Source organism: Armatimonadia bacterium, assembly GCA_039679385.1.
Taxonomy (GTDB): Bacteria; Armatimonadota; Zipacnadia; order Zipacnadales; family JABUFB01; genus JAJFTQ01.
Genome location: JBDKVB010000009.1, coordinates 1 through 25,340, shown reverse-complemented (window position 1 = coordinate 25,340; position 25,340 = coordinate 1). Strand labels below are relative to the sequence as shown.

General features: G+C 65.3%; 20 protein-coding genes and 1 tRNA gene. 10 read left to right on the top strand and 11 right to left on the bottom strand.

Going from position 1 to position 25,340, the window contains the following annotated elements:
• The first annotated feature begins 263 nt into the window (after positions 1-263).
• Positions 264-893: a hypothetical protein gene (locus tag ABFE16_00770; GenBank protein MEN6343804.1), complete on the top strand. Its 630-nt coding sequence runs from the start codon at positions 264-266 to the stop codon at positions 891-893.
• Positions 894-979: 86 nt separating this feature from the next.
• Here ABFE16_00770 and ABFE16_00765 read toward each other — a convergent pair whose 3' ends face one another.
• The 10 genes from ABFE16_00765 to der all read right to left on the bottom strand — a co-directional run bounded on the left by ABFE16_00765 (position 980) and on the right by der (position 10,906).
• Positions 980-2,011 carry a uroporphyrinogen decarboxylase family protein gene (locus tag ABFE16_00765; GenBank protein ID MEN6343803.1) on the bottom strand — a complete coding sequence of 344 codons (1,032 nt, stop codon included), beginning with the start codon at positions 2,009-2,011 and terminating at the stop codon, positions 980-982.
• A gap of 151 nt (positions 2,012-2,162) precedes the next feature.
• Positions 2,163-2,591, bottom strand: a complete 429-nt coding sequence (locus ABFE16_00760) for a hypothetical protein (protein MEN6343802.1) — start codon at positions 2,589-2,591, stop codon at positions 2,163-2,165.
• Positions 2,592-2,597: 6 nt separating this feature from the next.
• Complete coding sequence (locus ABFE16_00755) at positions 2,598-3,389, bottom strand: class I SAM-dependent methyltransferase (GenBank protein ID MEN6343801.1); 792 nt, start codon at positions 3,387-3,389, stop codon at positions 2,598-2,600.
• Between the two features lie 51 nt (positions 3,390-3,440).
• A complete protein-coding gene (locus ABFE16_00750; GenBank protein MEN6343800.1) occupies positions 3,441-5,585 on the bottom strand; it encodes a hypothetical protein in 2,145 nt (714 codons plus the stop codon).
• A gap of 94 nt (positions 5,586-5,679) precedes the next feature.
• The gene (locus ABFE16_00745; GenBank protein ID MEN6343799.1) at positions 5,680-6,936 is read right to left on the bottom strand and encodes an aminotransferase class III-fold pyridoxal phosphate-dependent enzyme; all 1,257 of its coding nucleotides are present in this window, start codon (positions 6,934-6,936) and stop codon (positions 5,680-5,682) included.
• A gap of 207 nt (positions 6,937-7,143) precedes the next feature.
• Positions 7,144-7,221, bottom strand: a tRNA-Pro gene (locus tag ABFE16_00740).
• Positions 7,222-7,295: 74 nt separating this feature from the next.
• The gene (locus ABFE16_00735) at positions 7,296-7,580 is read right to left on the bottom strand and encodes an HU family DNA-binding protein (protein MEN6343798.1); all 285 of its coding nucleotides are present in this window, start codon (positions 7,578-7,580) and stop codon (positions 7,296-7,298) included.
• 180 nt (positions 7,581-7,760) lie between these two features.
• Entirely contained in the window at positions 7,761-8,792 is a 1,032-nt protein-coding gene (locus tag ABFE16_00730) for an NAD(P)H-dependent glycerol-3-phosphate dehydrogenase (GenBank protein ID MEN6343797.1), read from the bottom strand.
• Positions 8,789-9,421 (bottom strand): glycerol-3-phosphate 1-O-acyltransferase PlsY, encoded by a 633-nt coding sequence (gene plsY / locus ABFE16_00725; GenBank protein ID MEN6343796.1) that lies wholly within the window; start codon positions 9,419-9,421, stop codon positions 8,789-8,791. Before plsY ends, ABFE16_00730 begins: the two co-directional genes overlap by 4 nt.
• 99 nt (positions 9,422-9,520) lie before the next feature.
• The gene (gene der, locus ABFE16_00720; GenBank protein MEN6343795.1) at positions 9,521-10,906 is read right to left on the bottom strand and encodes a ribosome biogenesis GTPase Der; all 1,386 of its coding nucleotides are present in this window, start codon (positions 10,904-10,906) and stop codon (positions 9,521-9,523) included.
• Positions 10,907-11,358: 452 nt separating this feature from the next.
• On the opposite strand from der, the gene ABFE16_00715 reads away from it, so the two are divergent.
• The 9 genes from ABFE16_00715 to ABFE16_00675 all read left to right on the top strand — a co-directional run bounded on the left by ABFE16_00715 (position 11,359) and on the right by ABFE16_00675 (position 23,433).
• Positions 11,359-11,763, top strand: a complete 405-nt coding sequence (locus tag ABFE16_00715; protein MEN6343794.1) for a S24/S26 family peptidase — start codon at positions 11,359-11,361, stop codon at positions 11,761-11,763.
• A 71-nt stretch (positions 11,764-11,834) separates the two neighbouring features.
• Complete coding sequence (locus ABFE16_00710; protein MEN6343793.1) at positions 11,835-12,686, top strand: UDP-3-O-acyl-N-acetylglucosamine deacetylase; 852 nt, start codon at positions 11,835-11,837, stop codon at positions 12,684-12,686.
• 53 nt (positions 12,687-12,739) lie between these two features.
• Positions 12,740-13,837 carry an aldo/keto reductase gene (locus tag ABFE16_00705; protein ID MEN6343792.1) on the top strand — a complete coding sequence of 366 codons (1,098 nt, stop codon included), beginning with the start codon at positions 12,740-12,742 and terminating at the stop codon, positions 13,835-13,837.
• Positions 13,838-14,025: 188 nt separating this feature from the next.
• The gene (locus ABFE16_00700) at positions 14,026-15,285 is read left to right on the top strand and encodes an MFS transporter (GenBank protein ID MEN6343791.1); all 1,260 of its coding nucleotides are present in this window, start codon (positions 14,026-14,028) and stop codon (positions 15,283-15,285) included.
• 64 nt (positions 15,286-15,349) lie between these two features.
• Positions 15,350-16,738 carry a folylpolyglutamate synthase/dihydrofolate synthase family protein gene (locus ABFE16_00695; GenBank protein ID MEN6343790.1) on the top strand — a complete coding sequence of 463 codons (1,389 nt, stop codon included), beginning with the start codon at positions 15,350-15,352 and terminating at the stop codon, positions 16,736-16,738.
• 31 nt (positions 16,739-16,769) lie between these two features.
• Complete coding sequence (hisF, locus tag ABFE16_00690) at positions 16,770-17,579, top strand: imidazole glycerol phosphate synthase subunit HisF (protein MEN6343789.1); 810 nt, start codon at positions 16,770-16,772, stop codon at positions 17,577-17,579.
• 38 nt (positions 17,580-17,617) lie between these two features.
• Complete coding sequence (hisI, locus tag ABFE16_00685) at positions 17,618-18,001, top strand: phosphoribosyl-AMP cyclohydrolase (GenBank protein ID MEN6343788.1); 384 nt, start codon at positions 17,618-17,620, stop codon at positions 17,999-18,001.
• A gap of 6 nt (positions 18,002-18,007) precedes the next feature.
• Entirely contained in the window at positions 18,008-20,986 is a 2,979-nt protein-coding gene (locus ABFE16_00680; protein ID MEN6343787.1) for a tetratricopeptide repeat protein, read from the top strand.
• Positions 20,987-21,285: 299 nt separating this feature from the next.
• Positions 21,286-23,433 carry a stalk domain-containing protein gene (locus tag ABFE16_00675; GenBank protein MEN6343786.1) on the top strand — a complete coding sequence of 716 codons (2,148 nt, stop codon included), beginning with the start codon at positions 21,286-21,288 and terminating at the stop codon, positions 23,431-23,433.
• A 105-nt stretch (positions 23,434-23,538) separates the two neighbouring features.
• Here the strand turns inward: ABFE16_00675 and ABFE16_00670 are convergent, their stop codons facing one another.
• A complete protein-coding gene (locus tag ABFE16_00670; GenBank protein ID MEN6343785.1) occupies positions 23,539-25,044 on the bottom strand; it encodes a glutamate synthase-related protein in 1,506 nt (501 codons plus the stop codon).
• Positions 25,045-25,340 lie beyond the last annotated feature (296 nt).

Genomic DNA, 25,340 nt, shown 5'->3' with positions numbered 1-25,340 from the left:
GCCGCCAAAGGCGTAACCGCAAATCCGTGGCCATGTATACACATGGCCAACGGCGATGGACGCACGTCTCACGGCTAGGGACACACCCGCTCGCCCCGCCCTCTTGACAGGCCATTTCATTGAGGGGGACAAAGGGGGTGAGGTGCCTTTGCCCTCTTGCCTCCGAGGGGCGCCTTCTACTACCATGCCGCTGTTTGCTCGAAGAAGTCGAAGCATGACTGCCTGCTTCCCGCGCTGCTCTCCCTTCGACCGGAGGATCGACCATGAGCGATCTCAGCCCCGATCCCGCCACCGAGCAGTTGTCCTCCTTCCTGCGCCAGGGCGAGCGAATCCTGTGGCAGGGACGCCCGATCCGCGAGAAGTTCCGCTGGAGGATGTGGCCGATCAGTTGCATGGGCGCCCTCTTCACCCTCCTGCCCCTGGGGATGAGCCTCTTCGCGGTCGTGGTCTACACCGTGGGCCGAGCGCAGGGCATGGCGTTCGACTGGGGCCCGCAGTTGCCGCTCCTGCTCCTGGTCAACATCCCCTTCCTGATTGTGGGCCTGGTGATTGTGATGGCACCGGCCATGTATGCGGACCGCCTCTGGCCGAACACCGAGTATGCCCTCACCGATCAGCGTGTCCTGATCCGCACCGGCATCAAGTCTCCCGTCCTGGCCGCCACCGAGCTGCGCGAGGTCAGCGGCATCACGGCAAAGGGCGCCCAGGTAGGCAGGGTCGTGTTCCAGATCCCGGGAGGCTTTGCCGGACCCTTTGCGCCCTTTGTCTTCTACCGTCGAGGCTGGAATCGCTATCCGGTGGCTCTCGCCCCGACTTTCGAGGCGATCGAGCGTCCTCAAGACCTCCTGCGCATCGCGCAGAACGCGCTGCAGAACGCCAGGGAAGAGCGGTAGAGACAACACGGGAAGGGTGGGCAAGAGGATAGGGGAGAGGGCTTGCCCGACAGCCCCAACTGCCTTCTGAGCTTGTGCCTGCAACTCTAGACTCGCGCGTGGGCGATGTTCCAGATCTTCTTGGCCGTGTCGACCATGGTGTGCAGGTTCGGACGCTTGGCGTCCCGCGGCACGCACTCCCCGCTGTTCAGGATCATCCCGCCACCGGCCGCAACTCGTACGAGACGGTCGGTCTCCGCCGCAACCTGTGAGGCGCTGCCACGCTGCAGCAGACGAAGCGGGTCGAGGTTACCCATCAGCGGCTGGTCCGGGAGGGCGTTGCGGGCCTTCGCCATGTCCAGCCCCGGTCCGACGCTCAGGATCGACGGTTCCGTCTCCGCCTGCGCCCTCAGTCCAGCCACCGTTTCCTCGCTGTTGTGCAGGAACACCCAGGCCCCGGCGTCCTTGAAGGCCGCCGCAACTCGTTGACAGGGCGCCAGCGCCCACTCGCGGTACGTATCCAGGGAGATCAGGTGTGTCGAGGCGTTGCAGTCACCCAGCCAGATCGCGTGAGCGCCGGCCTCGATCTGCGCCAGGCCGTAGCTGATGGCGGCCTCCTCGGTGAAACGCAGGGCATCCCGGAACAGCCGCCGGTTGTCTTGCATCGTCAGACAGGCCTCCGCCATCCCGAACATCAGCGTGACCGCCGAGAAGGGCGCTGCAACCCGGCCGGTGATGCACGTCTTCTCGCCCCGTGACGCTCGCAGTCCCGCCAGGGCCTCTAGCAGCAGCGGCATGCGACCGTCACGTTGCGGGTCGGGGACGGTCAGTCGGCGCAGCACCCGGCGCGCAAAGGCAAGGTAGCTCGCCGTCGCCGGCACCACGTTCTCGCTCGCAGCCACACCGACGCCCAGCGGCTCGAACTCCAGCGTATCGTCCAGGTGCAGCCAGCACCAGTCCCACCCGAAACGGTCCACCACCAGCTCCTGGGTGCGCACTAGGGTTTCGGCGTCCCGCAGGTACTCCGCGTAGGTAAGCCCGGCGTAACGCGCATCGAACTCCTGCGAGAGCGCAAACACCGGGAGGTCGTAAGGCACTTGCCCCTCGACGCACGCCTGAATGTCCCGCAGTTGGCTCATCAGACCTCACCCCCCAGAACGACCGGCCGTGGGAAAGAGACGACGCCGAGCTTCGCTCTCCTCAGACCTGCCTGGCCTTTAGGGACCAGAACCTTGCTGCTGCGCTGCTTGTTAGAACGCCACCTGAGCGCGGAAAGTGTCCGTCCTTCGGCTACCAGAGGTTCACGATGTAGTACTTGCCCTCTTTGGCCTTCAGTTCGAGGCTAAGGGTCCCTGCGTCCCCGGTCAGCGCCACGGTCCCGTCCTGCGCAGGTCCTGCCTTGATGTTGCCGCCCAGCTTCTTCTTGAGGGGGCTGAGGGTCTGCTCCTTCTGCTGGACGAGCTTGCCGACGATCTGCCGGCGCTGGTTGGGAGCGATGTTGTCCCAGTCCTCGAAGTTCGCGCGGGCATAGACCTCATAGTCGAAGGCCTTCGCAGCCCGCTCGTAGTCTTCCGAGTTCAGCGCTTCGGCGAAGGCCTTGGCGGTCGCCTCAGCGGTGTCTCCGGCCACGGACTGGGCACCCTTGCAGCCGGAGAGACCGATCAGGCCGACCGCCAACCCCACGAGTGCGATGAGCTGTGCGATCCTGGGCGGCTTCATCTGCTGTTACTCCTTGCGGGCTACGTAGTAGAGTCGGTCACTAGTGCGAGCAGCCGGGCGAAAGGTGAAGGCGTGGAAGACGCTGATGTTACTAAGTCCTGCTGACTTCAACATCTCCAGGACCTCTTCCTTCTCATACCCGCGCTGCCAGTGCGTTTCCTCATATATCTGGTCCACGCCATCGCCGCGCCAGTTGAACCACATGTCCACCCGGCACAGGTGGCGCGAGGCATCCCAGTTCGCCTTCCACGAGTACAAGAGCGGGTCCTTGCTCCGCAGATTGTTCTGGGTGAAGAGGCCGATGCTCAGGGCACGAATCGTGTTCAGGTCAAAGATGAACAGCCCGCGTGGCGCCAGTGAGGAGTAGACATCCTGAAAGCAGTTCTGAAGCCTCTCCGGCTCCAGCACGTAGTTCAGGCTATCATACAGCGAGACGACCAGGTCAAAGGTCTCCGGCTTCAGGCCCAGGGCACAGGCATCCTGCACGGCTGCCGGCAAAGCCGGATTCTGCGTCCCGCAGCCTCTCACCATCGGCTCCGAGAGATCGACGCCGTAGACCTCGTAGCCCCGGCGCAGCATCTCCACCCCGACCTTCCCGGTTCCACAGCACAGGTCAAGCACCCGCTGCGGCTTCGACAGTCGGCGTTCCAGAATCTCCTCCAGGTAATCGACCCACTGCCGGTACGGCACCTGCCGCATCAGGAAGTCGTAGTGCGTCGCAACGCCGTCAAACTCCCCGTGACCGGGCCGTGTGGGTGGAGCCTCCTCCTTCTGCCTGCCGAAGATCTTCACGAGCATGATCCCCGTCCCATCTCCCTCTGGTCGGTGCCGATGGTCCTGCCCTGGGCTCTAGCCGGCCTGCACGTACTGCATCACGATGATGACGCGCGGCAGGTCCTTGCGGAACTCGCTGCCGTAGTCCCCGTCGGGCCAGGTGAGGCGAAAAGCCACCATGAAGCGGTTCTTGCGCTGCTGACTCACCTGCGTGATTCGGGCAGTGAAGGGCACCGTGAGGGTCTCGCCTGGGCCAAGCTCGGGCACCTGTCGCTCTCGGGCGTCCTCCCACTCAACGCCGGCCGGGGCGATGCCCGACATCTTGATCGACGGCACGGCCTTCGAGGAGTGGTTCTCGATCTTCACGTTGATCGCCATGGGCACACCGAAGTTGATCTGCCGGGGTGCGCTCATGCTGACCCGGAGCGGGTACGTGCTCCAGCTCTCGCGGATCTTGCTGAAGGCCGCACCACCGGCCAGTGCCCATTCGGCGCCGGAGTAGGGTCCCAGGTTCCCCGCCAGTGCCGCACGGCTGATGTCGTGCCAAAAGCCGCCCTGAGTCCTTCCGCCGCGAACGAACTCATAGTGAGCCCGCAGCATTCGCCGGTAGAGCTCCTCCGGCCCGAGTTGCTGGTGCCAGTAGTTGTCCACCTGGTCGCCGGGCATCAGATTCGTCTCGCCCGCCCGCAGGTACGATGGCCACTCGCGCAGGATGAACTGGTCGAACTGCCGCACATCGGTCTGATACAGCATCGGCGCCAGCATCGTCACACCGGCGTCCGTCATCATCAGCGGGTCCTGCCCGTGCTGCGCGCCGTGGCGCCAGCACAGCATGAACACCCACAGAGGCTTCTGCAGGTTCGACCGCTGGACAGTCCGTGCGAGGATCTCCGCACCCAGGTGCGACCGGTACCAGTTCCAGGCATCGTAGAACTCCGGGTGCTCATAGCATCCCGGCGGCTCGGCCCGCTTCGCCACATACACCCAGCGGTCCTTGCTGCTCATCTTGTCCCAGTCTTTGGGCAGCTCCACCGGCATGGACTCGGCGAACCGCTCACTGAGCTCGTAGCCCGGCTCAGTTCGCATGTAGTCCAGTCCCACCTGGTCCACGTTCGGATCGGCCTGCATGGTAGCCATGAAATCGGCCAGGTGCTTCACGCGCCGCTGGTCCAGGAAGGACACAAAGGAAGTGTCCGAGGTCTTGCCGGTAGACCGCGAGATGTCCTGCGCCCACAGGTACTTGGGCTTGCGTGGATTGCTCGCGGGATTCTCGGGCAAAGTCGCGTAGGCCGTGGCCCAGACGCCAAAGCGAAGTTGCCGACGGTGGGCCTCGGCCGCCAGACGCGGGATCGCAGCCAGATTGCTCTTCACGAAGGGCTCGTCGAGAGTCAGCGTCGTGGTGGCAGAGGACGTGATCGCCCCCCGCACCCACAGCGTATCGGCCCCCATGAACTGGCACCACTCGTACATCGCTCGCCAGTCGCCCATCTGCCCATTGGGTCGGCGGAGTTGGATCCCGTCGGTCGGCAGTGTCTCCTCCCAGGTAGCGGCGCACATCCCGGGTGCGATTCCGGCAGCCGGCTTGCCTTTCAGCTCAAAGGAGGCGCGGGCGACTGCGAAGGTCTCACCCTCCGGCTTGGGCGCCTCGGACTTGCCCTTCGCCTTCGAGCGAGCCTCACGCTGCCGCTTCATCTGCTCTTCGACGGTCTCCCAGGCCCAGTCCTCCGGCTTGCCGATGTGATAGCGAGTCTCAATCGTGTACACGCCGAGGGGCGCATTCCAGGGCACCGGCCAGTGAGCGACGTAGCTCCGGGTCGTCGGGTCATAGCGCGGCGTCAGACGGTCGACCCCGCCGATCGTCTCCACGACCTTGCCGCGGTGGCTCACGAAGAGCTGCGGCGGCTGGGGTGTGTTGATGGGACGCCCCTCGTGGTCCTGAAGTCGCAGGCCGATGGTGACGAGGCTGTAGCGATAGTACCATTGGGAGTCGGTGGTCAGTTCCAGGGGGAAGTACAACCGGCTGCGGTTCGCTGCGTCTCGAAGCTCCTGCTTATGCTCGCGCCACCGCGTCAGCGGCCCGTGGGCAGCCATGATCCCGGCAACAACAATTACCAGCGCCAGAAGGCAACCGCAGCACGTGGACTGCTGTTGGGCCCTGCGCCGACGCCGTTGCGCATGGGGAGAGCGCCGGGTGTACTGTAGTGCCGGTTCATAATCCATTCGCAATCCTCCTCGCGCACGTCCACCCACACCAGACGGCCGTGCGCGAGGCCTATCCTCACACTCACTGCGTCAGCCCTTCACTCACAGACGCCTATTCCCCCAGCGACTTGAGCAGGCCGGCCGCTGCTTCCAGCGACCCACGCAGGCTGTCGATGACGTAATCCACTTCCTGCTCCGTGATCACCGCCGGCGGCTCGAGGCGCAGAACCTCCGGGTTGTTGATCGCGAAAGCAGCGATGATCTTGTACTGGAACATCGCCGCGATCACCAGGCCGCCCACGTCGCTGTTCGCGAACTCGATGCCCACGAGCAGCCCGCGCCCACGGACTTCCTTGATGATATCGCCGAATTCGGCGCCCAGTTGCTGCGCTCCTGCCAGGAGCTGTTCGCCACGCTCCTGCGCCTTGGCGGCGAGGCCCTCTTCCTCGATGACTTGCAGTGCCTTCAGACCCGCCGTGCAGGCCAGGGGATTGCCGCCGAAGGTCGAGCTGTGGATGTAGGGGTTCTCGGCAAAGACTTCCCAGATTGCGGGCCGAGCGACGAAGGCCGCCAGCGGCATCACGCCGCCGCCGATGGCCTTGCCGATGGTCATGATGTCGGGCGCGATGCCGTCCCAGTCACAGGCCCACATCTTGCCGGTGCGTCCCAGGCCGGTCTGAATCTCATCCAGAATCAGCAACGCTCCGTGCTGGTCGCAAATCTCCCGAGCCGCTCGCAGGTAGCCGTCCGGCGGAACCCGAATGCCCGCCTCGCACTGAATCGGCTCCAGGATGACCGCTGCCGTCTGCTCATCCACGGCGGCCGCCAGGGCGTCGGCATCCCCAAAGGGCACATGCGTGAAGCCCTCCATCAGCGGCCGGAAGGGCGTCTTGTAGGCCTCGCGTCCGGAGGCGCTGAGAGCCCCGTAGGTCTTGCCGTGGAAGGCCCCTTCGGCAGCCACATAGCGCGGTCGCTTCGTGTAGCCGCGCGCCATCTTCAGCGCACCCTCCACAGCTTCCGCGCCGGAATTACCAAAGAAGGTGTACTGCAGCTCGCCCGGAGTGATCTGGGCGATGCGCTCCGCCAGCTCGGCGGTGATCGGGTCGAGGAAGAAGTGGCTACCCAGGGGCATGCGGCCGGCCTGCGCCTGCACGGCCTCGACGATCTTGGGATGCCGGTGCCCCATGGTGAAGACGCCCGGCCCACCGAGGCAGTCGAGGTAGCGGACGCCGTCCGTGCCGGTCACATAGCAGCCCTCGGAACTCTCCTCCACCGTCTCCACGCCCATGAACTTGGTGAGGGCGGCCATGCCGGGGTTGAGGTAGCGCTCGTAGCGGGCATAGGTCAGTGCGGCGAGGTCGTTGGGCATGCTGGGAAGCTCCCTTGCTGATGGAGGCCGGGCACGAGGCAGGCGCAACGGAAAGCGGCTCCGGCCCGGAGCTTTCCCCGGACCGCAACCGGCGACTCACCCGGACTCGCAGAACGGGCCGCCCGTCAGTGAACCTGATGCAGGCGGCCCAGGGTTGCCTAGGATTCGCGCCGCCGAAAGCTGCGACGCCATCATGACTTTTGATAATGGTCGGGGCGGGCGGACTTGAACCGCCGACCTTTGGACCCCCAGTCCAACGCGCTAACCAAACTGCGCTACGCCCCGACCGAACCTCATCACCGCAGCGGCTCGCGCCGCCCGGTAAACGTCATCCCAAGGGGTACTACCTGTACCGTCAGTTACTTGACGGAATCCTTGAGGCCCTTGCCGGCCTTGAACGCGGGTACCCAGCTCGCCGGCACAGTGATCTCTTCGCCGGTCTGCAGGTTCTTGGCCTTGCGTGCCTTCCGCTTCCGAACCTCGAAGCTGCCGAAGCCCGTGAGCTGGATCTTGTCCTTCTTCTTCAGCGCGCCGGTCACCGTAGCGATGATGGCGTCCAGCGCTGCGCCTGCGTCCTTCTTGCTCAGCTCGGCCTTTTCGGCAACGGCCTCAACGAGATCGGCTTTATTCCACGTCTTGGGCACCTTGGTCCCTCCCTTAGGTACAGCCCCTCATGGCCATGAAACCAGCCGGTTGCAGGCCTCGGGGCTCACAGATGCAGGCTTATGTCAGCCTCGAATAGCCGCAGGCCCAAGCGGCCTACGGGGGTGGCTATCCTTGCCCGCCACCGCTCTCTGACAAGCGGCGCAGACTGCGGTCCCACGTTATTGCCAGGCCTCTGCCTCCGCCCGCCATGGCCGGCACATAAGCTCCATCACAGCTTCCCCGGGTGCCCGGCCCTCAAACAAGACCTCATACAGTGCGCAGCTGATCGGCGCCTCCACTCCAAGACGTTGCGCAAGCTCTCTCGCGGCGCCCGTCGTCGGCACGCCCTCGATCGCCTCGCTGACCTCTCCCGCTTCTGCCGTCAGGGCCTTCCCGCAACCCAGGCGGTAGCCCGCCTGCCAGTTGCGGCTCAGTCGGCTGTTGCAAGTCGTCAGAACGTCGCCGACTCCGGCCGCCCCCCAGAACGTCGCACGGCAGGCTCCCAGCGCGTGTCCGATCCGGCCCATCTCCGTCAGTCCCCGCGTTACCAGGGCTGCCCGGGCGTTGGCGCCGTACCCAAGACCGTCGCTGACTCCTGCCGCGATGGCAAGGACATTTTTCAAGGCTCCGCAAATCTCAACACCGAGTATATCATAATTCGCATAGATGCGGAAGAGGGGACTCGACAAAAGCCGCTGGCCCTCCGCAACCCCAGATTCCTCCGACCCCGCAACCACGCTCACTGCAGGCATCCCCGCAGCGATCTCGCCCGACAGATTCGGCCCCGAAAGCGCCACCACACGCCCCGGCCTCACCTGCGCCTCCTCGGCGAGAAGCTGGCTCATCCGCTTCCCCGTGCCGGGCTCCAAACCCTTCGTCGCACTGACCACCAGCGCCTCGGGATCCAGCAGTCCCGCCATCCGTCCCGCAACTTCACGCAGGTGCGCAGAGGGCACCGCCGACACCACGCACTCCGCACCCCGCAGCGCTTCCCTCAAGTCGCCCGTCGCCAACACCTGCGGCGGCAGCACCGTCCCAGGCAGTCGCGACCGGTTCTCGCCCTCGCGGCGAATCTGCTCGGCGTGCTCCGGACGTCGTGTCCACAGGCGTACTCTGTGCCCCTGATTGCCCAGCAGCCACGCCAGGGTCGTACCCCAGGCTCCGGCGCCAATCACCGCCACGGTCCGCCGCTGTGTATCCGTCTCACTCATCGCTTGCCATCTGCCGGATTCCCCGTAGCCGGCTCGCGGTGACCAAACTTGCGCTCTGTGCCCGCTATCAGACGCTTCAGGTTCCCGCGATGCTTGAAGATGATCAGCGTCGCCGCCAGAGCTGCAAAGACCACGTAGGACGTCGGCATGTGGAACACCAGCATCCACACCGGAATGCTCGCAGCTGCCAGGATCGAGCCCAGCGAGATGTACCGCGTCCGGGCCACGATCAGCACAAACAGCACGAAGGCGCACACGCCGGAAGCCCAGTACAGCCCTATCATCGCTCCCAGACCGGTGGCCACTCCCTTCCCGCCGCTGAGCTTCAGGTAGGGCGAGTAGCAGTGCCCCACGATCGCAGCAAGAGCCACAGCGCCCAGCCACCAGCCCTCAAGCCCGAACACATGACGCCCCAGCAGCACCGGCACGACGCCCTTCATGCAGTCCGACACCCAGACGGCCAGCCCCGCCTTCACTCCCAGCACCCGCAGCACATTGGTCGCGCCGATGTTGCCGCTCCCGTACTTGCGGATATCCTCGATGCCTCGACTGCGCCCCACCAACAGACCAATGGGAATGCCGGCGAGCAGATATGCCAGGACTAGTGCGGCAAAGGCAGTGCCGACCAAGATGACTGCGTCTCCTTTGCGCGGAGTTGGGCACCCTCCCCTGTGACAGAGCCTCCTCTTCCTGGGACGCCCCGTCGTCCCTAGGACGCCCCGTCGTCCTTAGGACGGCTCGCCGTCCTCCTGCTTACGTCCGCGCAGCAGCAGCTTCACAGGAGTTCCCTCGAACCCGAACTCCTGGCGAATCGCGTTCAGCAAGTACCGCTCGTAGGAAAAATGCATCAGCTTCGGCTCATTGACAAACAGCACGATCGTTGGCGGTCGTGACCGCACCTGCGTGGCATACATCACCCGCAGGGGCCGACCGCCCCGAGTCGGTGGAGCGTGTCGAGCCGTCGCTCGCCGTATGCACCGATTCAGCGGACCGGTGTCCACGCGCAGGTCGAACTGCCCGAAGACCTTCTTGCACATTGGCAGAAGCTCGCTGATGCCCTCGCCGGTCAGAGCGCAGGTCGGCACGATCGGCACATACTGCAAGAAGGGCAGCTCATGACGCGCCAGCCGCACGAAGTCATTCCAAACGGTCTTCTCGTGCTTCTGACGGGAGCGCGCATCCTCCGGGGCAGCGTCCTCCGGGAAGGAGGCCTTCAGCACCAGGTCCCACTTGTTCGCCACCACGATGCAGGCCCGCCCGGCATCATACACTTCCAGCGCCACGCGGGCGTCCTGGGCCGTGATCCCCTCTATCGCATCCACTACGACCAGCGCCAGGTGCGAACGCTCGAGGGCCCGCATCGTTCGCAGGGAGCTGAAGAACTCCGTGCCCTGACTGCGCTTGCCCTTGCGGCGCAGACCCGCAGTATCGACCAGGCGAATCGGCGTCCCGTCAAACTCGGCCCAGGTGTCCACAGCGTCCCGCGTGGTTCCCGGCGTGTCGCTGACGATCAGCCGCTCTTCGCCCAGAATGGCATTGATGAGCGCCGACTTGCCCGCATTCGGGCGCCCGACGACCGCGATCCCGATCTCACCTTCCCGCCAGGCCTCCTCCTCCACTTCCTTCGGGAGCAGATCGCAGATGGCGTCCTCCAGGTCAACGATTCCGAACCCCTGCTCGGCCGAGACTTCAATCGGCTCGCCGAGCCGCAGCTCGTAGAACTCATAGCTGTCGGCCGACGGTCGCTCCATCTTGTTGACCGCGAGCACGAAGGGCTTGCCGCTGCGACGCACGATCTCGGCGATCTCGTGATCCTGCGCCGTCGGCCCCTCGCGGCCATCCATCAAGACGATCAACAGGTCAGCTTCCTCCAGCGCCTGCACGGCCTGGCGGTTGACCTTCTCATTGAGTATGTCGCCCTCGCCGCCGACCAGTCCGCCGGTATCCACCAGCGTCACCGGCCGAACGTTGATCTCCGCCCGAGCATAGAGCCGGTCCCGTGTCACCCCGGGGAAATCCTCCACCACGGCGCTCAGCTTCCCGACGAAGCGATTGAAGAGGGTCGATTTTCCTACATTGGTGCGGCCTACGATTGCGACAACAGGTAAGGGCATAGCTCAGTCCACGCGCTCCTCATCATACCGGGGCCATCGGTCCAGGGACCCGCCGACGGCCTGCGGAAGAGTATCCTTGCAGAACCCACGGTTGTCGTCAAGGCCAAGACCGAACCAAACCCACTTCGACCCTCCAGGCACCTCCCCTTCTCGCCACGTCCAATCGCCCTTGTTGGGTAACCAGTGAACCTTGTCCCGTACGAGACCGTCTCGAAACCTGTAGCTGCTACGATACAGTCCGTGCCTCGAGGTAAGTTCGGCTTCGCTCCTTTGTGGTTGTGCTGGCTGTGGGGCTGCTCCTGGCACCTTCCGACGCGTCTAGGGTCGTTTCGTTTCTCACGCTTCCGATCCCGCCGGCCTGAGATCACTCGGGCAACCGACGCTACCTATCCTTGCGCCCGCTGCCTGGCGAACCGGAAGCGACCCTCGGAAATGGAGTGTGGGTGGAACACATGAGACTCCTTGCTATCCTTCGTCATCTACTGACCGTTGTCAAGCTGACCATCATCGTCGTGGGGGCTCTTGCCCTGCTCAACTTCGCCATGATCAACAGCTCACGTCCGCTCCTGCGGGTCGCCCAGGTCGATGGCATCTCGATGGAGCCAACGCTCGACCATGGCGAGGAGGCTGTCTTCGTCCGCGGTCCCTACAAAGTCGGCAGCGTCGTGCTGGCCAATGTGGGGGACAGCCAGCCGGTCGTCAAGCGCGTCGTCGTCGAGATCTACGGCAACATCTACCTCAAGGGCGACAACGCGGAGATGACCGAGTCCTACATCGTCAGCCCGGAGGACGTGGTCGGTGTGATGGCGGTGCACTCGGGCTTCCGCCTCCCCATACTGCAGGCTGATGACATCTAGTGGTACGGCCGCAACACGGGGGACGCTGTGCCCTTTGACCGCCTCCGAACACTGGGATATACTGCACGGCCATGCGATTGGCTGATCCCGTCCGTAGAAGCCTTGCGCAGCCTGCCGGCCCGGTTACCGGCCTCGGTGTCCGTGCCGGCTTTGACGTTACCGTGTGTCTGCTTCCCGCGGAGGCGGGTCAGGGCCTCCTGCTTGAGCGCACCGACCTGGACCTGCAACTGCCCCTGCACCTGAGCCACGCCCTTGACCTTCCCAGTTGCACGGCCATCGGCACCTGCGCCGAGGATGCTACCCTGTTCGTCGAGCACCTCATGGCCACCCTCCATGTGGCGGGCCTTACCGACCTCACCGTGCAGGTCAGCGGGCCGGAAGTCCCTCTTCTCGACGGTAGCGCGCGGATGTGGTACGAGCTGATCCGCCAGGCCGGCGTGGTCTCCTTCAACGACCCCATCGCCCCTGTGGAGGTGAAAGCGCCGGTGCTCCTTGGCGAGGAGCACGAGACCGCGCCCTGGATCACCGCCGAGCCTTCCACTGTCCCGCGCTTCTGCTACGAGCTGCACTACGACCACCCCATGATCGGCCATCAGGAGGCCGATTTCACCGTCTCCCAGGCAGGCTTCGGCGCCGAGCTGGCTGCCGCACGCACCTTCGCCCCGGCGGAGGAGTTGCGCCAGTCCATCGAGGCCGGCATCCTGAAGGGTGGAAGCGAGGAGAACTGCCTGGTCATCTACGGCGACCACTACTCCGCGCCGCCGACCTTGCCCGACGCCTTCGCCCGGCACAAGATCATGGACATGCTCGGCGACCTGTACCTCCTCGGACGCCCGGTGTGGGGCGCCATCAGCGGCCATCGCACTGGACACTTGCACAACCGCCGCTTGTTGCGCTCCCTGGAGGCCTGTGATAAGGTATAACCTGGTTACTGGTGTTCTGTACCGATCAACCGAGAAGCTGAGGTGACACGACTGTGCAATACCGCGAATACGGCAAGACGGGGCTGACGGTCTCCGCCCTCGGCTACGGCGCCATGCGACTTCCGAAAGAGGAAGACGAGGCCGTGGCCTGCATGGTCAAGGGCCTGGAGCTGGGCATCAACTACATCGACACCGCCTACGGTTACGGCGACGGCTGGAGCGAGCGGATGGTCGGTCGTGCCGCCCGCCAGTTTGGCCGCGACAAGATCTACCTTGCCACCAAGAACCCTCTGCAGGATGAGACTGCCGACGGCTGGTGGCAGCGTATGGAGCGGTCCCTCAAAGATCTCGACACCGACTACATCGACTTCTACAAGATCGTCCACAGCCTCGGTTGGGAGTCCTGGGAGAAGTTCTCCAAGCCCGGCGGACCCATCGAGGCCATGCAGAAGGCCAAGGATCAGGGTCTGTTCAAGCACGTCGTCTTCTCCTGCCACGACAAGCCCGAGAACCTGATCAAGCTCATCGACCTGGGCTTCTTCGAGGGCTTCCTGGTCCAGTACAACCTCCTCGACCGCCAGTACGAGGACGCCATCGCCTATGCTCACGAGAAGGGCCTGGGCGTCGAGATCATGGGACCGGTTGGCGGCGGACGCCTCGGCAGTCGCTCCGAGCGTCTCGAGGGCATCGTCGACTCCTCGAGCACCGCGGAGCTGGCCCTGCGCTTCGTCTTGGCCAACCCCAACGTCACCATCGCCTTCAGCGGCATGAGCAACATGCAGCAAGTGCTGGAGAACTGTGCCACGGCCTCGCGCGACGAAGCACTCAGCGCCGAGGAAATGCAGCGCATCGGCCAGGCGCTGGAGGAGAACAAGAAGCTCGCCGACCTGTACTGCACGGGCTGCAACTACTGCATGCCCTGCCCCAACAACGTCGGTATCCCCCAGATCTTCTCGGCCATGAACATGCACCGCGTCTGGGGTCTCACCGACCATGCGCGTCATATCTACCGCCGACTGGGGCCGGAGAACCGCCGTGGTCTGATGGGCGCCGATGCCTGCGTCGAGTGCGGTCAGTGCGAGCCCAAGTGCCCGCAGAAGATCCCCATCATGCAGCAGCTCAAGGAATCTCACGAGGCGCTTGGCGAGTAGCAGCCGGGCCTGCACGCTTGCACGATGACGCGAGTTCGGGCTGTCTCTTGCCGGTAACCCTCACAACCTTGCACCACCCTCCTGCGCAGGCCCAGAGAGGCAGCGCGGGAAGAGTGCATTTCCAGGGCTCGGCCTGCGGGTGATCTGTCGCCCGTACCTGCGGCCGAGCCCCACACTGGTTCCGTATCATGATCAGACGCTTCCACAGACGTCTGAAAGCCATCCATCCCGACCTGCCCAAGTACCTCGTCGCCATCCTGCTGATCTCCGTGTGCAGTGGCGTCTTCGAGAACACCTACAACAACTACCTCTTCGCACAGTTCAAGGTCTCGCCCACGGTTCGCGGCAACCTGGAGTTCATCCGCGAGTTCCCAGGGCTGCTGAACGCCCCCTTGATGGGCGCTCTGTCCTGGATGCCTGAGACGCACCTGGCCGGCTTCTCCGCCTGGGTCACGGCCATCGGCATGGTCGGCCTGGGGCTGAAGGGGAGCAACTGGTGGCTGATGCTGCTGTGCACCATCTTCTGGGGAGTCGGCAGCCACCTCATCATGCCGGTGCGCTCCTCCCTCACCATGGAGTTGGGTGGTCAGACCAAGCGCGCCCGTCGCCTCGGCCAGGTTGGTGCAGTCGGGATCATCGGCTCCATTATCGGCGCAGTGATCGTCTGGATCGTCTTCCAGAAGTTCGGGCAGGGCGGCCCCGTCGAGGAGGGGATGATCCGCCCCATCGACGAGTGGCAGTTTGACCTCACCTTCTACATCGCCGCGATTGCCTGTGTCGGGGCCGGCATCTTCTTCCACCTGCTCAAGACCATCGGCGCCCACGAGAAACGTCCCAGCTTCGTCCTGAAGCGCAAGTACTGGCTCTACTACGTGCTGAACGTGCTCTTCGGAGCCCGGAAGCAGGCCTTCCTCACCTTCGGGCGCTGGGTCATCGTCACCGTCTATCGCCAGCCGCCCTCCGCCTTCGCCAAGCTCGCCATCATCGCCTCACTCATCGGCATACCCTTCAACCAGTTCCTCGGGCACATGGTCGACCGCTTCGGCGAACGCAAGATCATGCTAACCAACGCCGTCCTGTTGGTCATCGTATGCCTGGGCTATGGTACCGCCGAGCACCTCGGGCTGGGGCCGAAGGCCGCCCTGCTGATCGTCTTCGTGACCTACGTCATGGACCAGCTCCTCTTCGCCCTGGAGATGGCTCGCGACACCTACATGTCCAAGATCGCCGAGACCAAGGACGACCTCACCGCCAGTCTCTCGGTCGGCGTCACCATCAACCACCTGGTTGCGATGACCGTCCCTTCCCTGGGCGGCCTCCTGTGGGCGAAGTACGGCTACGAGTGGGTCTTCGTCGCTGCGGCGGTGAACTCCGTGATCATGGGCATCTTCGCTGCGATGGTCCGGGTGCCTCGCTCCGTCGATCTGCGCGAGGAGGTCCACGCCTGAAGGCTCCGGGCGGCAGCGACTTCGAGCCTCGAAGTCCCGTCCAGGCAGGCAGGTCCTCCAACCCATGAACTACGCGCAGGCCGTCGAGTATCTTGAGGCTTTGACCGACTTCGAGCGGCTCGGATTCCGTCGCCACTTCGCCGATACCGTGAGTCTCGATTCAGCCCGGCGCTTCGCCGAGTTGCTGGGCGATCCGCACCTCCGAGTCCCCGCCGTCCACATCGCCGGGACGAAGGGCAAGGGCTCCACGGCGGCCATGGTCGAGCGAGTGCTGCGTGAGGCCGGCTACCGCACCGGGCTCTTCAGTTCCCCGCACCTGGTCTCTTTCCGCGAGCGTGTCCGTGTCAACGGTGAGCCGGTCTCCGAGGAGTCAATGGCCCGGCTTGTGTCCCAGGTTCAGCCGGTCCTCGAGCAAGTCCGAGCCACCGGCGGCTTCTCTCCCTGCACCTTCTTTGAGGCCTACTTCGGGATCGCCGCCCTGCACTTCCTCGCCGAGGAAGTCGACGTCGCCGTCTACGAGGTAGGCCTCGGCGGACGTCTCGATGCCACCAACCTCGTGAACCCGCTGGTGAGCGCCATCACCACCATCGGCTTTGACCACACGGCGATTCTGGGCAATACCCTCGACGCCATCGCCCGGGAGAAGGCGGGCATTGCCAAGCCCGGCGTGCCCCTGGTGGTGGCCCGAGGTCAGCAGGGCGAAGCCTTCAGCGCGATCTCCGAGGTCGCCGAGAGTGTTGGCGCGCCGCTGGTGCAGGGGCCGATCATCAAGCGTCTTGAGCCGCCGCAGCGAGCCGCCCGAACCGGACCTTCCGGCCTCGCTCTGCCGCTCGACCAGTTCGAGGTCCTCTGGCCTTCCGCCAGTGGTCACGAGAGTCGCCTCGCCGGTCCGGGCACGCAGTGGCAGGTCCGAAGCAGCCTTCTGGGCGCTCATCAGGCCACGAATCTTGGCGTTGCGCTGGGCCTCCTTGATGAAATGGCCTTGCGCGGCTACACTATCAGGTGGGAGCACGTTGCGCGAGGGCTCTGCCAGGTCCGCTGGCCGGGGCGTTTCGATATCCGGCAGGCACATCCGTACCTGGTCTTCGACTGCGCCCACAATCCCGAGTCGGCCCAGGCGCTGGCCCGTGCACTCCCCGAATACCTTGACCTGGGGCCTCTGGTCCTGGTCATCGGCATGTCGGAGGACAAAGACATTGCGGGCTTCGCCGACCGCCTGGCGGGTCTCGGAGCCCAGGTCCTCCTGACCCGTGCAAACCTCGACCGCGCTCTGGACGCCGATCTCCTTCGTGAGCGAGGCGGTCCAGCCTGGTCTGAGGCCGAAGTGCTGCCCAGTGTCGCCGAGGCTTGCCGACGAGCCTTTGAGATCGCCGGCTCGGCGGGTACCGTGTGCGTCACCGGTTCCTTCTACGTGGTCGGCGAGGCCATGACGGCACTTGGCCTCAAACCCTGACGCGGACTCTTCGCAGGAGCGTAACTGAACCATGCTGGCCAAACGAGTGATTCCGTGCCTTGACGTGACCGACGGTCGCGTCGTCAAGGGCATCAAGTACCTGAACTTCCGCGATGCCGGTGACCCGGTGGAGCAAGCCGCCCGGTACGACGAGCAAGGCGCCGACGAGCTGGTCTTCCTCGACGTCACCGCCTCCCTGCAGCACCGCGATATCATGCTCGACATCGTCCGCCGCACCGCCGAGCAGATCTTCATCCCCTTCACCGTCGGCGGAGGCGTCCGTACCGTCGAGGACATCCGGCAGATCCTCGTCGCCGGGGCCGACAAGGCCTCCATCATGACCGCGGGCGTCGAGAACCCCGACATCATCCGCCAGGGCGCCGAGCGCTTCGGTCGCCAGTGCATCGTCGTCGCCATCGATGCCAGGCGTGTTCCGAGCCCCGACCGCGACGACTCCGACCTGGGCTACAATCCCGACGCGAAGATCGAGTGGCGTATCCACACCCACGGCGGCCACCAGCCGACCGAGGTGGACGCCCTGGAGTACGCCCGGCGAGCTGAGGAGCTGGGCGCCGGTGAGTTCCTCATCACCAGCATGGACGCCGACGGCATGAAGACCGGCTATGACATCGAGCTGCTGCGCCGGATCTCCGAGCACACCTCCATTCCGGTCGTCGCCTCCGGCGGCGCGGGCTCTGTCGATCACATGTACGCGGCGCTCGTGCAGGGCAAGGCTGATGCCGTCCTCGCAGCCAGCATCTTCCACTTCGGCGAGGTCACTGTGGCCGACGTGAAACGCGAACTCGCCGCCCGTGGCGTACCGGTGCGAATCACCGAATAAGGCCCTCCTGGCCGACACCAAGCTTAGGACAACCGACCATGGATATCTCGATCCTCAAGTTCGACAGCAACGGCCTGATCCCGGCGATCGTCGTCCACCACGAGACCAACGCGGTGCTGATGCTGGGCTACATGAACGACGTTGCCGTGAAGCAGACCGAGGAGACCGGCCTCGCCACCTTCTGGAGCCGCTCGCGGCAGAAGCTGTGGGTGAAGGGCGAGACCTCCGGCCAGGTCATGCACGTCAAGTGGATCCGCACCGACTGCGATGCCGACGGCCTGCTGGTCGGCGTCGATCCCGTCGGCCCGGTCTGCCATGACGGCTATGCAAGCTGCTTCTACCGTGAGTGGCGCGGCGGCCAGTGGGAAGTCTGCGCCGAGCGCCTCATGACGCCGGAGGAGCTGTACGGCAAGAAGGCGTGACCCGGAATGCAGGGCTCCGCAGGGCCAACCGTCGCCGCTGCCGCCGAGTCTCGACGCCGGTACCTCCGGCGCTGTCGAGTCGAAGACCGCCTATCGGCGCGGACCTGGCCCTCGGTGCCTGTGTATCGCCTGCTCGCGCTCTTGCTGCTGACCGTCTCACCGGGTTGCGCTCTGGCCCAGCCACAGGCGACCTCACCGGCAGCCGCGCAGGTCTCGCTTCTGGTCTCGCAGGGCGTTGACCGCGCTCGTGCCGGCCTCTTCGCCCAGGCCCTTGACCTCTTTCAGCAGGCGCTTGCCCTTGACCCCGGCAACCACGACGCACGCTACAACCTCGCGCTGACTTACTACAACACCGGCGACTACCGCAGCGCTGTGGCCCACTTCCAGCGCGTCCTCGACCGGGAGCCCTATGCCCTGGACGCTCGCAAGGGTCTCGGTCTGGCCCTGCTGGCCCTGCACCGCTATCCCGAAGCGGCTGCGGCCTTCCGGGTAGCCGTCGATGCGGTTCCCCGCGATGTCTCTGCCCTGGCCGGACTCGGACGCGCCTACATGGGTGCCGGCAATCCCCGCAAGGCTCTCGAACCCCTGCGCCTGGCGGTGCAACTAAGCCCGCAGGACGCTGCCCTGGCCTTCGAGTTGGGCAAGGCCGCCGGTGCGGTCGGCAACTACACCGAGGCCTTCCGCTGGTTGACGCAGGCCCTCAGCCTCAAGCCCGATTCCGCCGCTGCCGCCACCGAAATGGCCCGCCTCCAACTGGTCACGAAGCAGCCCCTGCAGGCTGTGCAGACCCTGATGCCCTTCTCCTCCCTCAATCCTCCCGACCGGGGCGTGCTCACGACTCTCGCTGCCGCCTTCGATGCCCTGAACCTCTCGCAGGAAGCTCTGCAGACCCGCGAGCGTCTGGCGCTGTCACTCCCTCCGGCCGATGCCTTGCGAGTGCGTCTGCAGCTTGGTGATGCCTACCTGTCGAAGGCCGGCTTCGAGGCGGCACTGCAGCAGTTCAAGCTCGCCTCCGAGTTGGCGCCGACTTCCGGGGAGCCGTATGCGGGTCTGGCCCGCGCTTACGAAGGCCTTGGGAAGCGACCGGAAGCCATCACCAACTGGCGACGTGCCGCCGGTCTCGCCCCCGACAAGTCCGAGTACTGGCTGGCGCTGGCCGAGGCGCTCAAACAGAACCGTGACCTGACCGGCGCCCTTCTTGCCCTCGATCGCGGGCTGGATTCCCATCCCGTCGAGGTCAAGCTGCTGCAGCGTGCGGCGGCCTATGCGCGACAGGTTCCCGATCTCTCACGCGCCGAGAACTACCTGCGGCGGATCCTCGCCCTGTCTCCCCGCGACTTCACCGCTCGCATGGCCGTCGTCGATGTCCTCGTTGAGCGTGGCCGCAAGGACCGGGCGCTCATCGAGGCGGGCGAGGCACTGCGTGCGCCGAATCCGCCTGCCGATGCCTACCTCAAGGTGGCCTTCCTGGCCGAGGACCTGGGCAATCTCGACCTCGCCATCTCGACTTGGCGCGACCTGCTGAAGCGTGGCAACCAGAACGAGACCGCGGTCGCGCAGGAGCTTGGTCGGCTGCTGGTCAAGGCCAGACGCGCCCCGGAGGCGATTGAGCTGTACCGGCCTCTTCTGGGCGGTCCGAAGCCTTCGCCTCGTCTCACTCTGGGGCTGGCGACCGCGTACCAGGCTCTCGGGCAGGACACCGAGGCCGTCGCCACGCTCACCGCTCTGCTGTCACGCGAGCCCAAGCTTGTCGAGGCGCGAGTGGCCCTGGCCGAATCCCTCTGCTACCTCGATCGCCACCAGGAGGCCTGGCAGCAGATCGAGCAGGTGGCCCTGGCCGGTCCGATGACGGATGCCGCGTGCCGCACGCTGGCCCTGATCGGTGTTCGAGGCGGTCGCACCGAGCAGGCCATCACCCTCCTCGAGCGCCTCCTGCCGAGTTCCGTGCCCGAGGACACGGCCACAACCCTTCTCGTCGATCTGTGTGGTCGCCTGCATCGTGAGGCCGAGGGTGGCCGCCGTCTCCTGGTGCTCTTCGACCAGCATCCCGATCACCCGACCCTCGGGCTCGCGGCTGCGCAGCTCCTATCGCAGGCCGGTGGCGCCGAGAACCTCGCGGATGCCGACCAGCTTCTCCGTGGTCTGGCCCAGCGTACGCCGCTCCGGGAGACCGCTCTCCGCCGGCTTGTCCGTCTCTACCTGCCGTCGGTGACGCCCGAGCGTGCCCTGGACCCTCTGGGGCGCCTGCTGGAGCCAGTGACTTCGACGGCCGGGATCGTCGCTCTGCTGGCGGAGATGCAGGTGCGTCCCGACTTGGTCCGCGAGCAGCAGGAGACCCTCCTGACACTATCAGAAGCCGAGACAGGCAGCCCCGCCTTCTGGGTCGCCGCCGCGCAGCTTAGTCAGGTCATGCAGCGTGCCGGGGTCGAGGCGGTGCGACTCCAGGCACTCAGCCGACAGCACCCCGACGACCTGGGTATCGCCACCGGCATCGCTGCCCTTGCGCTGCTCCAGGGCCAGCCGCAGGTCGCCGAGGAGACCCTTGCCCGCATCCCCGATGAGCGGCGCGATGACCGTGTCCTGCTCTACACGCTGGCTCGGGCCCAGGTCGCGCTCGGCAAGCCCGCGGCGGCCATGCATTCCCTGCGCCGTGCGATTCAGGTCAGCAAGGGCGGCGTGGCCGACGATCACGTGCTCCTGGCCGGGCTTCTGCGGGATGCTCGCAAGCCGGAGGACGCCCTGTGGCATCTGGCTGTTGCCCTGTGTCGCGAACCGGGCCATGCGGCGGCCCGGGAGGCTTTCAAGCAGATGATCGCCGCCGACCTGCTGCCCCCTGCCACTGTGCTGCAGGCCATCAAGGAAGTCTACTTCGAGCAATCGGGAGCCGCCGTGGTGTACGACCTCGTCGCAGCCCTTCAGGAGCGACCGGATGCCCGGCAGCTCTGCGACGAGTGGCTCAAGCAGCATCCGCAGCCCCTCCACTGAACCCCTCCGTCCTTACCCCTTCGCACCTGGCCCACAGGTGTGACAGACGACCCCCTTGGGGTAAACTCCCCGCGTGACTTGGCCCCGGCAGCGCCGCCGAGAACCCGTCTCGGGTCAGGTCTCAACCGTCAGGCTCCTTCCTTGTTCCACTTCTGCAGAGGAAGGGGACGCCGGAGCGCGAAGTATCCTGCCGTAGGCAGGGCACGCCTGGAGGCTCTCGTATCGGCGGTCGCCCCTTAGTTTCTCAGTCACCCGTAACACCCTGATTGTCGTCCCCGCTTTGGGAAGGAGGCCCCACCATGTTCCATTGCCCCAAAACTGCCTGGACGCTGCTGCCCCTCCTGGTCATCTCCGCACTTCCGAGTTTCGCCCAGCAGGCCACGACAGCAGCGGTTGCCCTTCCTCCTCCGTTGGTCTCGCTCAACGGTCAGACTCTTAGCGCACTCACGAATCCGCCCTTGCTCATCGCGGGCGTCGTCATGGTATCCCTCGGCGACTTCATCGACACGATCGGCGGCGAGCTGACTGCGGACGCAACCAACAACCGCTTCACCCTCCGCCGCGGCAATGCGATCCTGACCTTCGCCTTGAACCAGACACCCTTCCAGCTCGGCACCCAGGTCGGCACCTTCGATCGTGCGCCGGTGAAGTTGGGTGACGTCGTCTACCTCGAGGCGGAGGGACTGGTCGAGGCTCTCGGCGGGCAGTACGCCTGGAACCGAACCACCCTAACCGCCGAGCTGTCTTTGCGCATGGTCGGTCTGGGCGCCGGTACCCTCAAGGCCACGCTGGTGCAGTACTACCCGGGCACGCCGCCCTTCTTCATGATCAAGCCCGAGGGTAGTGACCAGGCCGCCGCCTACATTGGTGCCGACACCCTCCAGTACTACCAGACCGCTGCCGACGGCACCGTCCAGGCGGCAACGGCCTCCGCGCTCAAGGTCGGCGACAGCATCGAATACGCTCTCGACAAGAACGGTCGCATCACCGGCATCCTGGTCTCCCGGGTGCAGGTCACCGGGACCATTCAGGCCATCGGTGGTGGCCGCGTACTCCTGACGGACGGCCAGATCTTCAGCCTCGCCGCGGGTGCCACCCTCCAGACCGCCGACGGTGCAGCCCTGGATAGCGCCTTGCTCAGGCGCGGAGACAAGGTCACCCTCACCCTGAACCCGGCGGATAAGGCCATCGTCGCCCTCGTCCTGGAGTCAGGCACGGCAACAACACCCACCACGACGGCGCCGCAGATCCAGCTCGTAACCACCGACTACGCTGCCCCACTCAACGTGGGCGACAAGCTCACGCTCCGAGTCCGCGGTACGACCGGCGGTATCGCCACCGTCGACCTCGGCGACAAGGTGGTCGGGATTCTGCTGCGCGAGGCTCCGGCAGGGGAGTACACGGGCACCTACACCGTCAAGGCCGGCGATGACGTCACGAAGGCCGCCGTCGTCGGTCATCTGCAGGTGCGCAACGTTGACGCGGCAGCCGTGACCGGCGCCCAGACGGTCACCATCGATACCGTCGAGCCGGTCGTCCTGAGCGTCTCGCCCGACTACCTGGCCGAGACCGCCACTGCCTCGCCGCTCATCACCTTCCAGTACGGCGACGAGACCGGCAGCGGCATCGACACCACGAAGACGGTGCTCAAACTCGACGATGCCAACGTGACCAAGCAGGCGCAGGTGACCGACAAGCAACTGCGCTATCAGGCCGCCAACCTCGCCGCCGGGGAGCACCGCGTTGACCTCGCGCTCTTCGACCTCGCCGGCAATCAGAAGACACTGCGCACCGTGTTCACCGTCCGCGGTGGCACCGTTACCGCCGGCGGCAAGCTCAAGGCGATCCAGCATGACGCCACCGGGGTTCTCGGCGTGGGTGCTGTGCTGACTATCACCATGGATGTCACCGAGTACGGAAAGCGCGCCTACGTGGTCATCGGCGACAACTTCAAGCAGATCGAGATGCAGCCGATAGCGAACCAGAAGAGCTATCGGGCCCGCTACACCGTCGTCCGTGGCGATCAGGCCCTCGGGGCCAAGATAGTCGGCTACTTCATCGACCTTCAGAACAAGCAGTACAGCCTCGAAGCCGCTACCAAGGTCGATATCGCCACAGTACTTCCAACCAAGCTGGCGCTGCTGAGCCCCAAGGACAAGGAAGCCCTGAAGGCCTCCAAGATCGAGGTCAGTGGGCAGGCGCCTCCGGGGCGGCAGGTCCGCGTTGTGACGGCCTACGACTTCTTCGGCAGCCATAATGTGGGCAGCGATACCGTGACCGCCGACGCCAACGGTGTCTGGAAGACGAAGACCCTCGACCTGCTGAGCGACTTCTTCGCGAACTTCGTTACCGAGTTCACGATCACCGCCCAGTTGCTGGACGCCAACAACAAGGCGGAGGACACCCAGAAGATCACCGTGACGATACCCGCAGCGACCGGCGGATAGCCGCCGCTGCAGCGCTCAGCCCGTCGCAGTCCCGTCAGAATCAAAGAGCCGGATAGGGCAATATGACCCTATCCGGCTCTCTTTGTCCTCCACCTTCGCCTGCCGCTACCCCAGGATCTCGTCCACCTTGGCCTTGTCCACATCCATCACGTAGCGCGTCCCGGTAAGCTCCGCCGCCTCCCGGGTGAGGGCGAAGATGTCATCCCGGGTGATGTGCTCCAGGGCGAACTTGCGCGTGCCACACATTAGCTGCCGCAGCCCCTGGGCAAGCCGCATGTAGTAGTGGTACAGGCCGATGCCTCCGGGCGGAAGCTCCTCCATCCGGGGCCCCAGTCTGCGCTTCAGCTCATGGTAGAACAGGAAGATGCTGTCCAGCGTGTCTCCGTAGCGCGCGTGTGACTTGTGCAGGTGCCCTGCCTTGATCTCCTTGGCGATGTTCTTGGCCACATGAGCCGCGCAGATCGGTGCCCGGGCCATGCCGACGGCCTTCACGTGACGCGCTCCGAGGGCCAGCGCCTTGAAGATCTGATCCTCGAAGGCGATGCCTCCGGCAACAACCAGGTCCGGCACATACTCGCCGCGCTTCGCGAGCCGGTCGACATAGCTGCGCGCGAGCGTGATCATCTCAATCGGCGGTAGACCCCACTCATTCATCATCCGCCAGGGGCTCATCGCCGTCCCCGCACCGGCCGCGTCGATCGTCAGCACGTCGATCTTCGCCACCGAGCAGTACTTGATGGCCCGCGCAAGGTCGGCCGGACGGTACGCGCCCGTCTTGAGGAACACGTACTTGGCGCCCAGTTCGCGAATCTCGGCCACACGCTGCACGAAGCTCTCCTCGCTCACCATGGCCATCCGCGAGTGGCGCTCGAACTCCTTGACGGCACCCAGTTCGTAAGCCCCCTGAACGCCGGGATCATCCGGGTCCGGGAGCACGAAGTAACCGCGTCGCTTCAGCCGCTGGGCCTTGGCGAGGGTCTCAACCTTCACCTCACCGCCGATGTTCTTGGCCCCTTGCCCCCACTTGAGCTCCGCGATCTCGATGCCGAGCTCCTGGATGCCGTACCGAAGCACGCCGAGACGACGGTCCTCCACGTTCTCCTGCAGCACGATTCCGCCCATACCCTCCCGTTGCCAATCACGGTAGGTGCGAATCCGGTGCCGCAGAGCCGGTGACTGGATCACCACCGGGTCGGGATCGCGCGTGAACTCGGCCTCGTCATCCATGGCGCACACGTTCTCGCCAATGGTCAGCAGCGTACCGGTGAGGGCGGCGCCGGCCGCAAGACCAGTCCAGTTGTCCTCGGCCACCTGGGTGCTCCCCAGAGCCGGGATGATGATCGGGAGAGCCAGCCGGATGGCACCGTCATGCCCCAGGGTGACCCCCAGGTCCACCTTCGTGAACACTGCCTCGTCCGAGTCCTCCGGCACGCCTACCGCGCCGAAGGTCGTGCCGCAGATGTTGAAGGAGGAGTAGCTGATCGGGTAGTCCTTCTCCGCTCCGGCTGTGATCGGACCAAAGGGCTGCGGGTACAGCGCGTCTGTCCCCCGGAAGGACGACACGCCGACTTCGCAGTAGCCTGGGCAGCCATCCAGGCAGGTTGCGCACATGCCGCTGACTCGTGAGAAGGAACGGCGGGTCCGCAGACGCGTGCGCGTGGCTGCACTTGCGTTGGAAACCGAAAAGGCCACGGAAATCTCACCTCATTGCGAGGAGGGGCCGCCAGGCTCACCGGCGCTGTGCTACCGGGTCCCCGGTCTCCTCCTCAGGTCGTCCTCGCGGGATCGTAACCTACAGACTAAAGCATGGGCCCAGAAGAAACAAGCCCCTCTGGGCCTGACTCCTACCCACTTCCGGCACCGGGGCCTTGCCCCCGCCCTTCACCTTTCACTCCTTGGGCGAGGTG

What these genes read in the sequence shown, in the direction of transcription:
- hisF (MEN6343789.1), top strand. Translation starts at nt 16,770, where the DNA reads ATGCTGGCCAAACGAGTGATTCCGTGCCTTGACGTGACCGACGGTCGC.
- ABFE16_00760 (MEN6343802.1), bottom strand. Translation starts at nt 2,591, where the DNA reads ATGAAGCCGCCCAGGATCGCACAGCTCATCGCACTCGTGGGGTTGGCG.
- ABFE16_00695 (MEN6343790.1), top strand. Translation starts at nt 15,350, where the DNA reads ATGAACTACGCGCAGGCCGTCGAGTATCTTGAGGCTTTGACCGACTTC.
- ABFE16_00700 (MEN6343791.1), top strand. Translation starts at nt 14,026, where the DNA reads ATGATCAGACGCTTCCACAGACGTCTGAAAGCCATCCATCCCGACCTG.
- ABFE16_00765 (MEN6343803.1), bottom strand. Translation starts at nt 2,011, where the DNA reads ATGAGCCAACTGCGGGACATTCAGGCGTGCGTCGAGGGGCAAGTGCCT.
- ABFE16_00750 (MEN6343800.1), bottom strand. Translation starts at nt 5,585, where the DNA reads ATGGATTATGAACCGGCACTACAGTACACCCGGCGCTCTCCCCATGCG.
- ABFE16_00755 (MEN6343801.1), bottom strand. Translation starts at nt 3,389, where the DNA reads ATGCTCGTGAAGATCTTCGGCAGGCAGAAGGAGGAGGCTCCACCCACA.
- ABFE16_00710 (MEN6343793.1), top strand. Translation starts at nt 11,835, where the DNA reads ATGCGATTGGCTGATCCCGTCCGTAGAAGCCTTGCGCAGCCTGCCGGC.
- hisI (MEN6343788.1), top strand. Translation starts at nt 17,618, where the DNA reads ATGGATATCTCGATCCTCAAGTTCGACAGCAACGGCCTGATCCCGGCG.
- der (MEN6343795.1), bottom strand. Translation starts at nt 10,906, where the DNA reads ATGCCCTTACCTGTTGTCGCAATCGTAGGCCGCACCAATGTAGGAAAA.
- ABFE16_00745 (MEN6343799.1), bottom strand. Translation starts at nt 6,936, where the DNA reads ATGCCCAACGACCTCGCCGCACTGACCTATGCCCGCTACGAGCGCTAC.
- ABFE16_00680 (MEN6343787.1), top strand. Translation starts at nt 18,008, where the DNA reads ATGCAGGGCTCCGCAGGGCCAACCGTCGCCGCTGCCGCCGAGTCTCGA.
- ABFE16_00770 (MEN6343804.1), top strand. Translation starts at nt 264, where the DNA reads ATGAGCGATCTCAGCCCCGATCCCGCCACCGAGCAGTTGTCCTCCTTC.
- ABFE16_00715 (MEN6343794.1), top strand. Translation starts at nt 11,359, where the DNA reads ATGAGACTCCTTGCTATCCTTCGTCATCTACTGACCGTTGTCAAGCTG.
- ABFE16_00675 (MEN6343786.1), top strand. Translation starts at nt 21,286, where the DNA reads ATGTTCCATTGCCCCAAAACTGCCTGGACGCTGCTGCCCCTCCTGGTC.
- ABFE16_00730 (MEN6343797.1), bottom strand. Translation starts at nt 8,792, where the DNA reads ATGAGTGAGACGGATACACAGCGGCGGACCGTGGCGGTGATTGGCGCC.
- ABFE16_00670 (MEN6343785.1), bottom strand. Translation starts at nt 25,044, where the DNA reads ATGTGCGCAACCTGCCTGGATGGCTGCCCAGGCTACTGCGAAGTCGGC.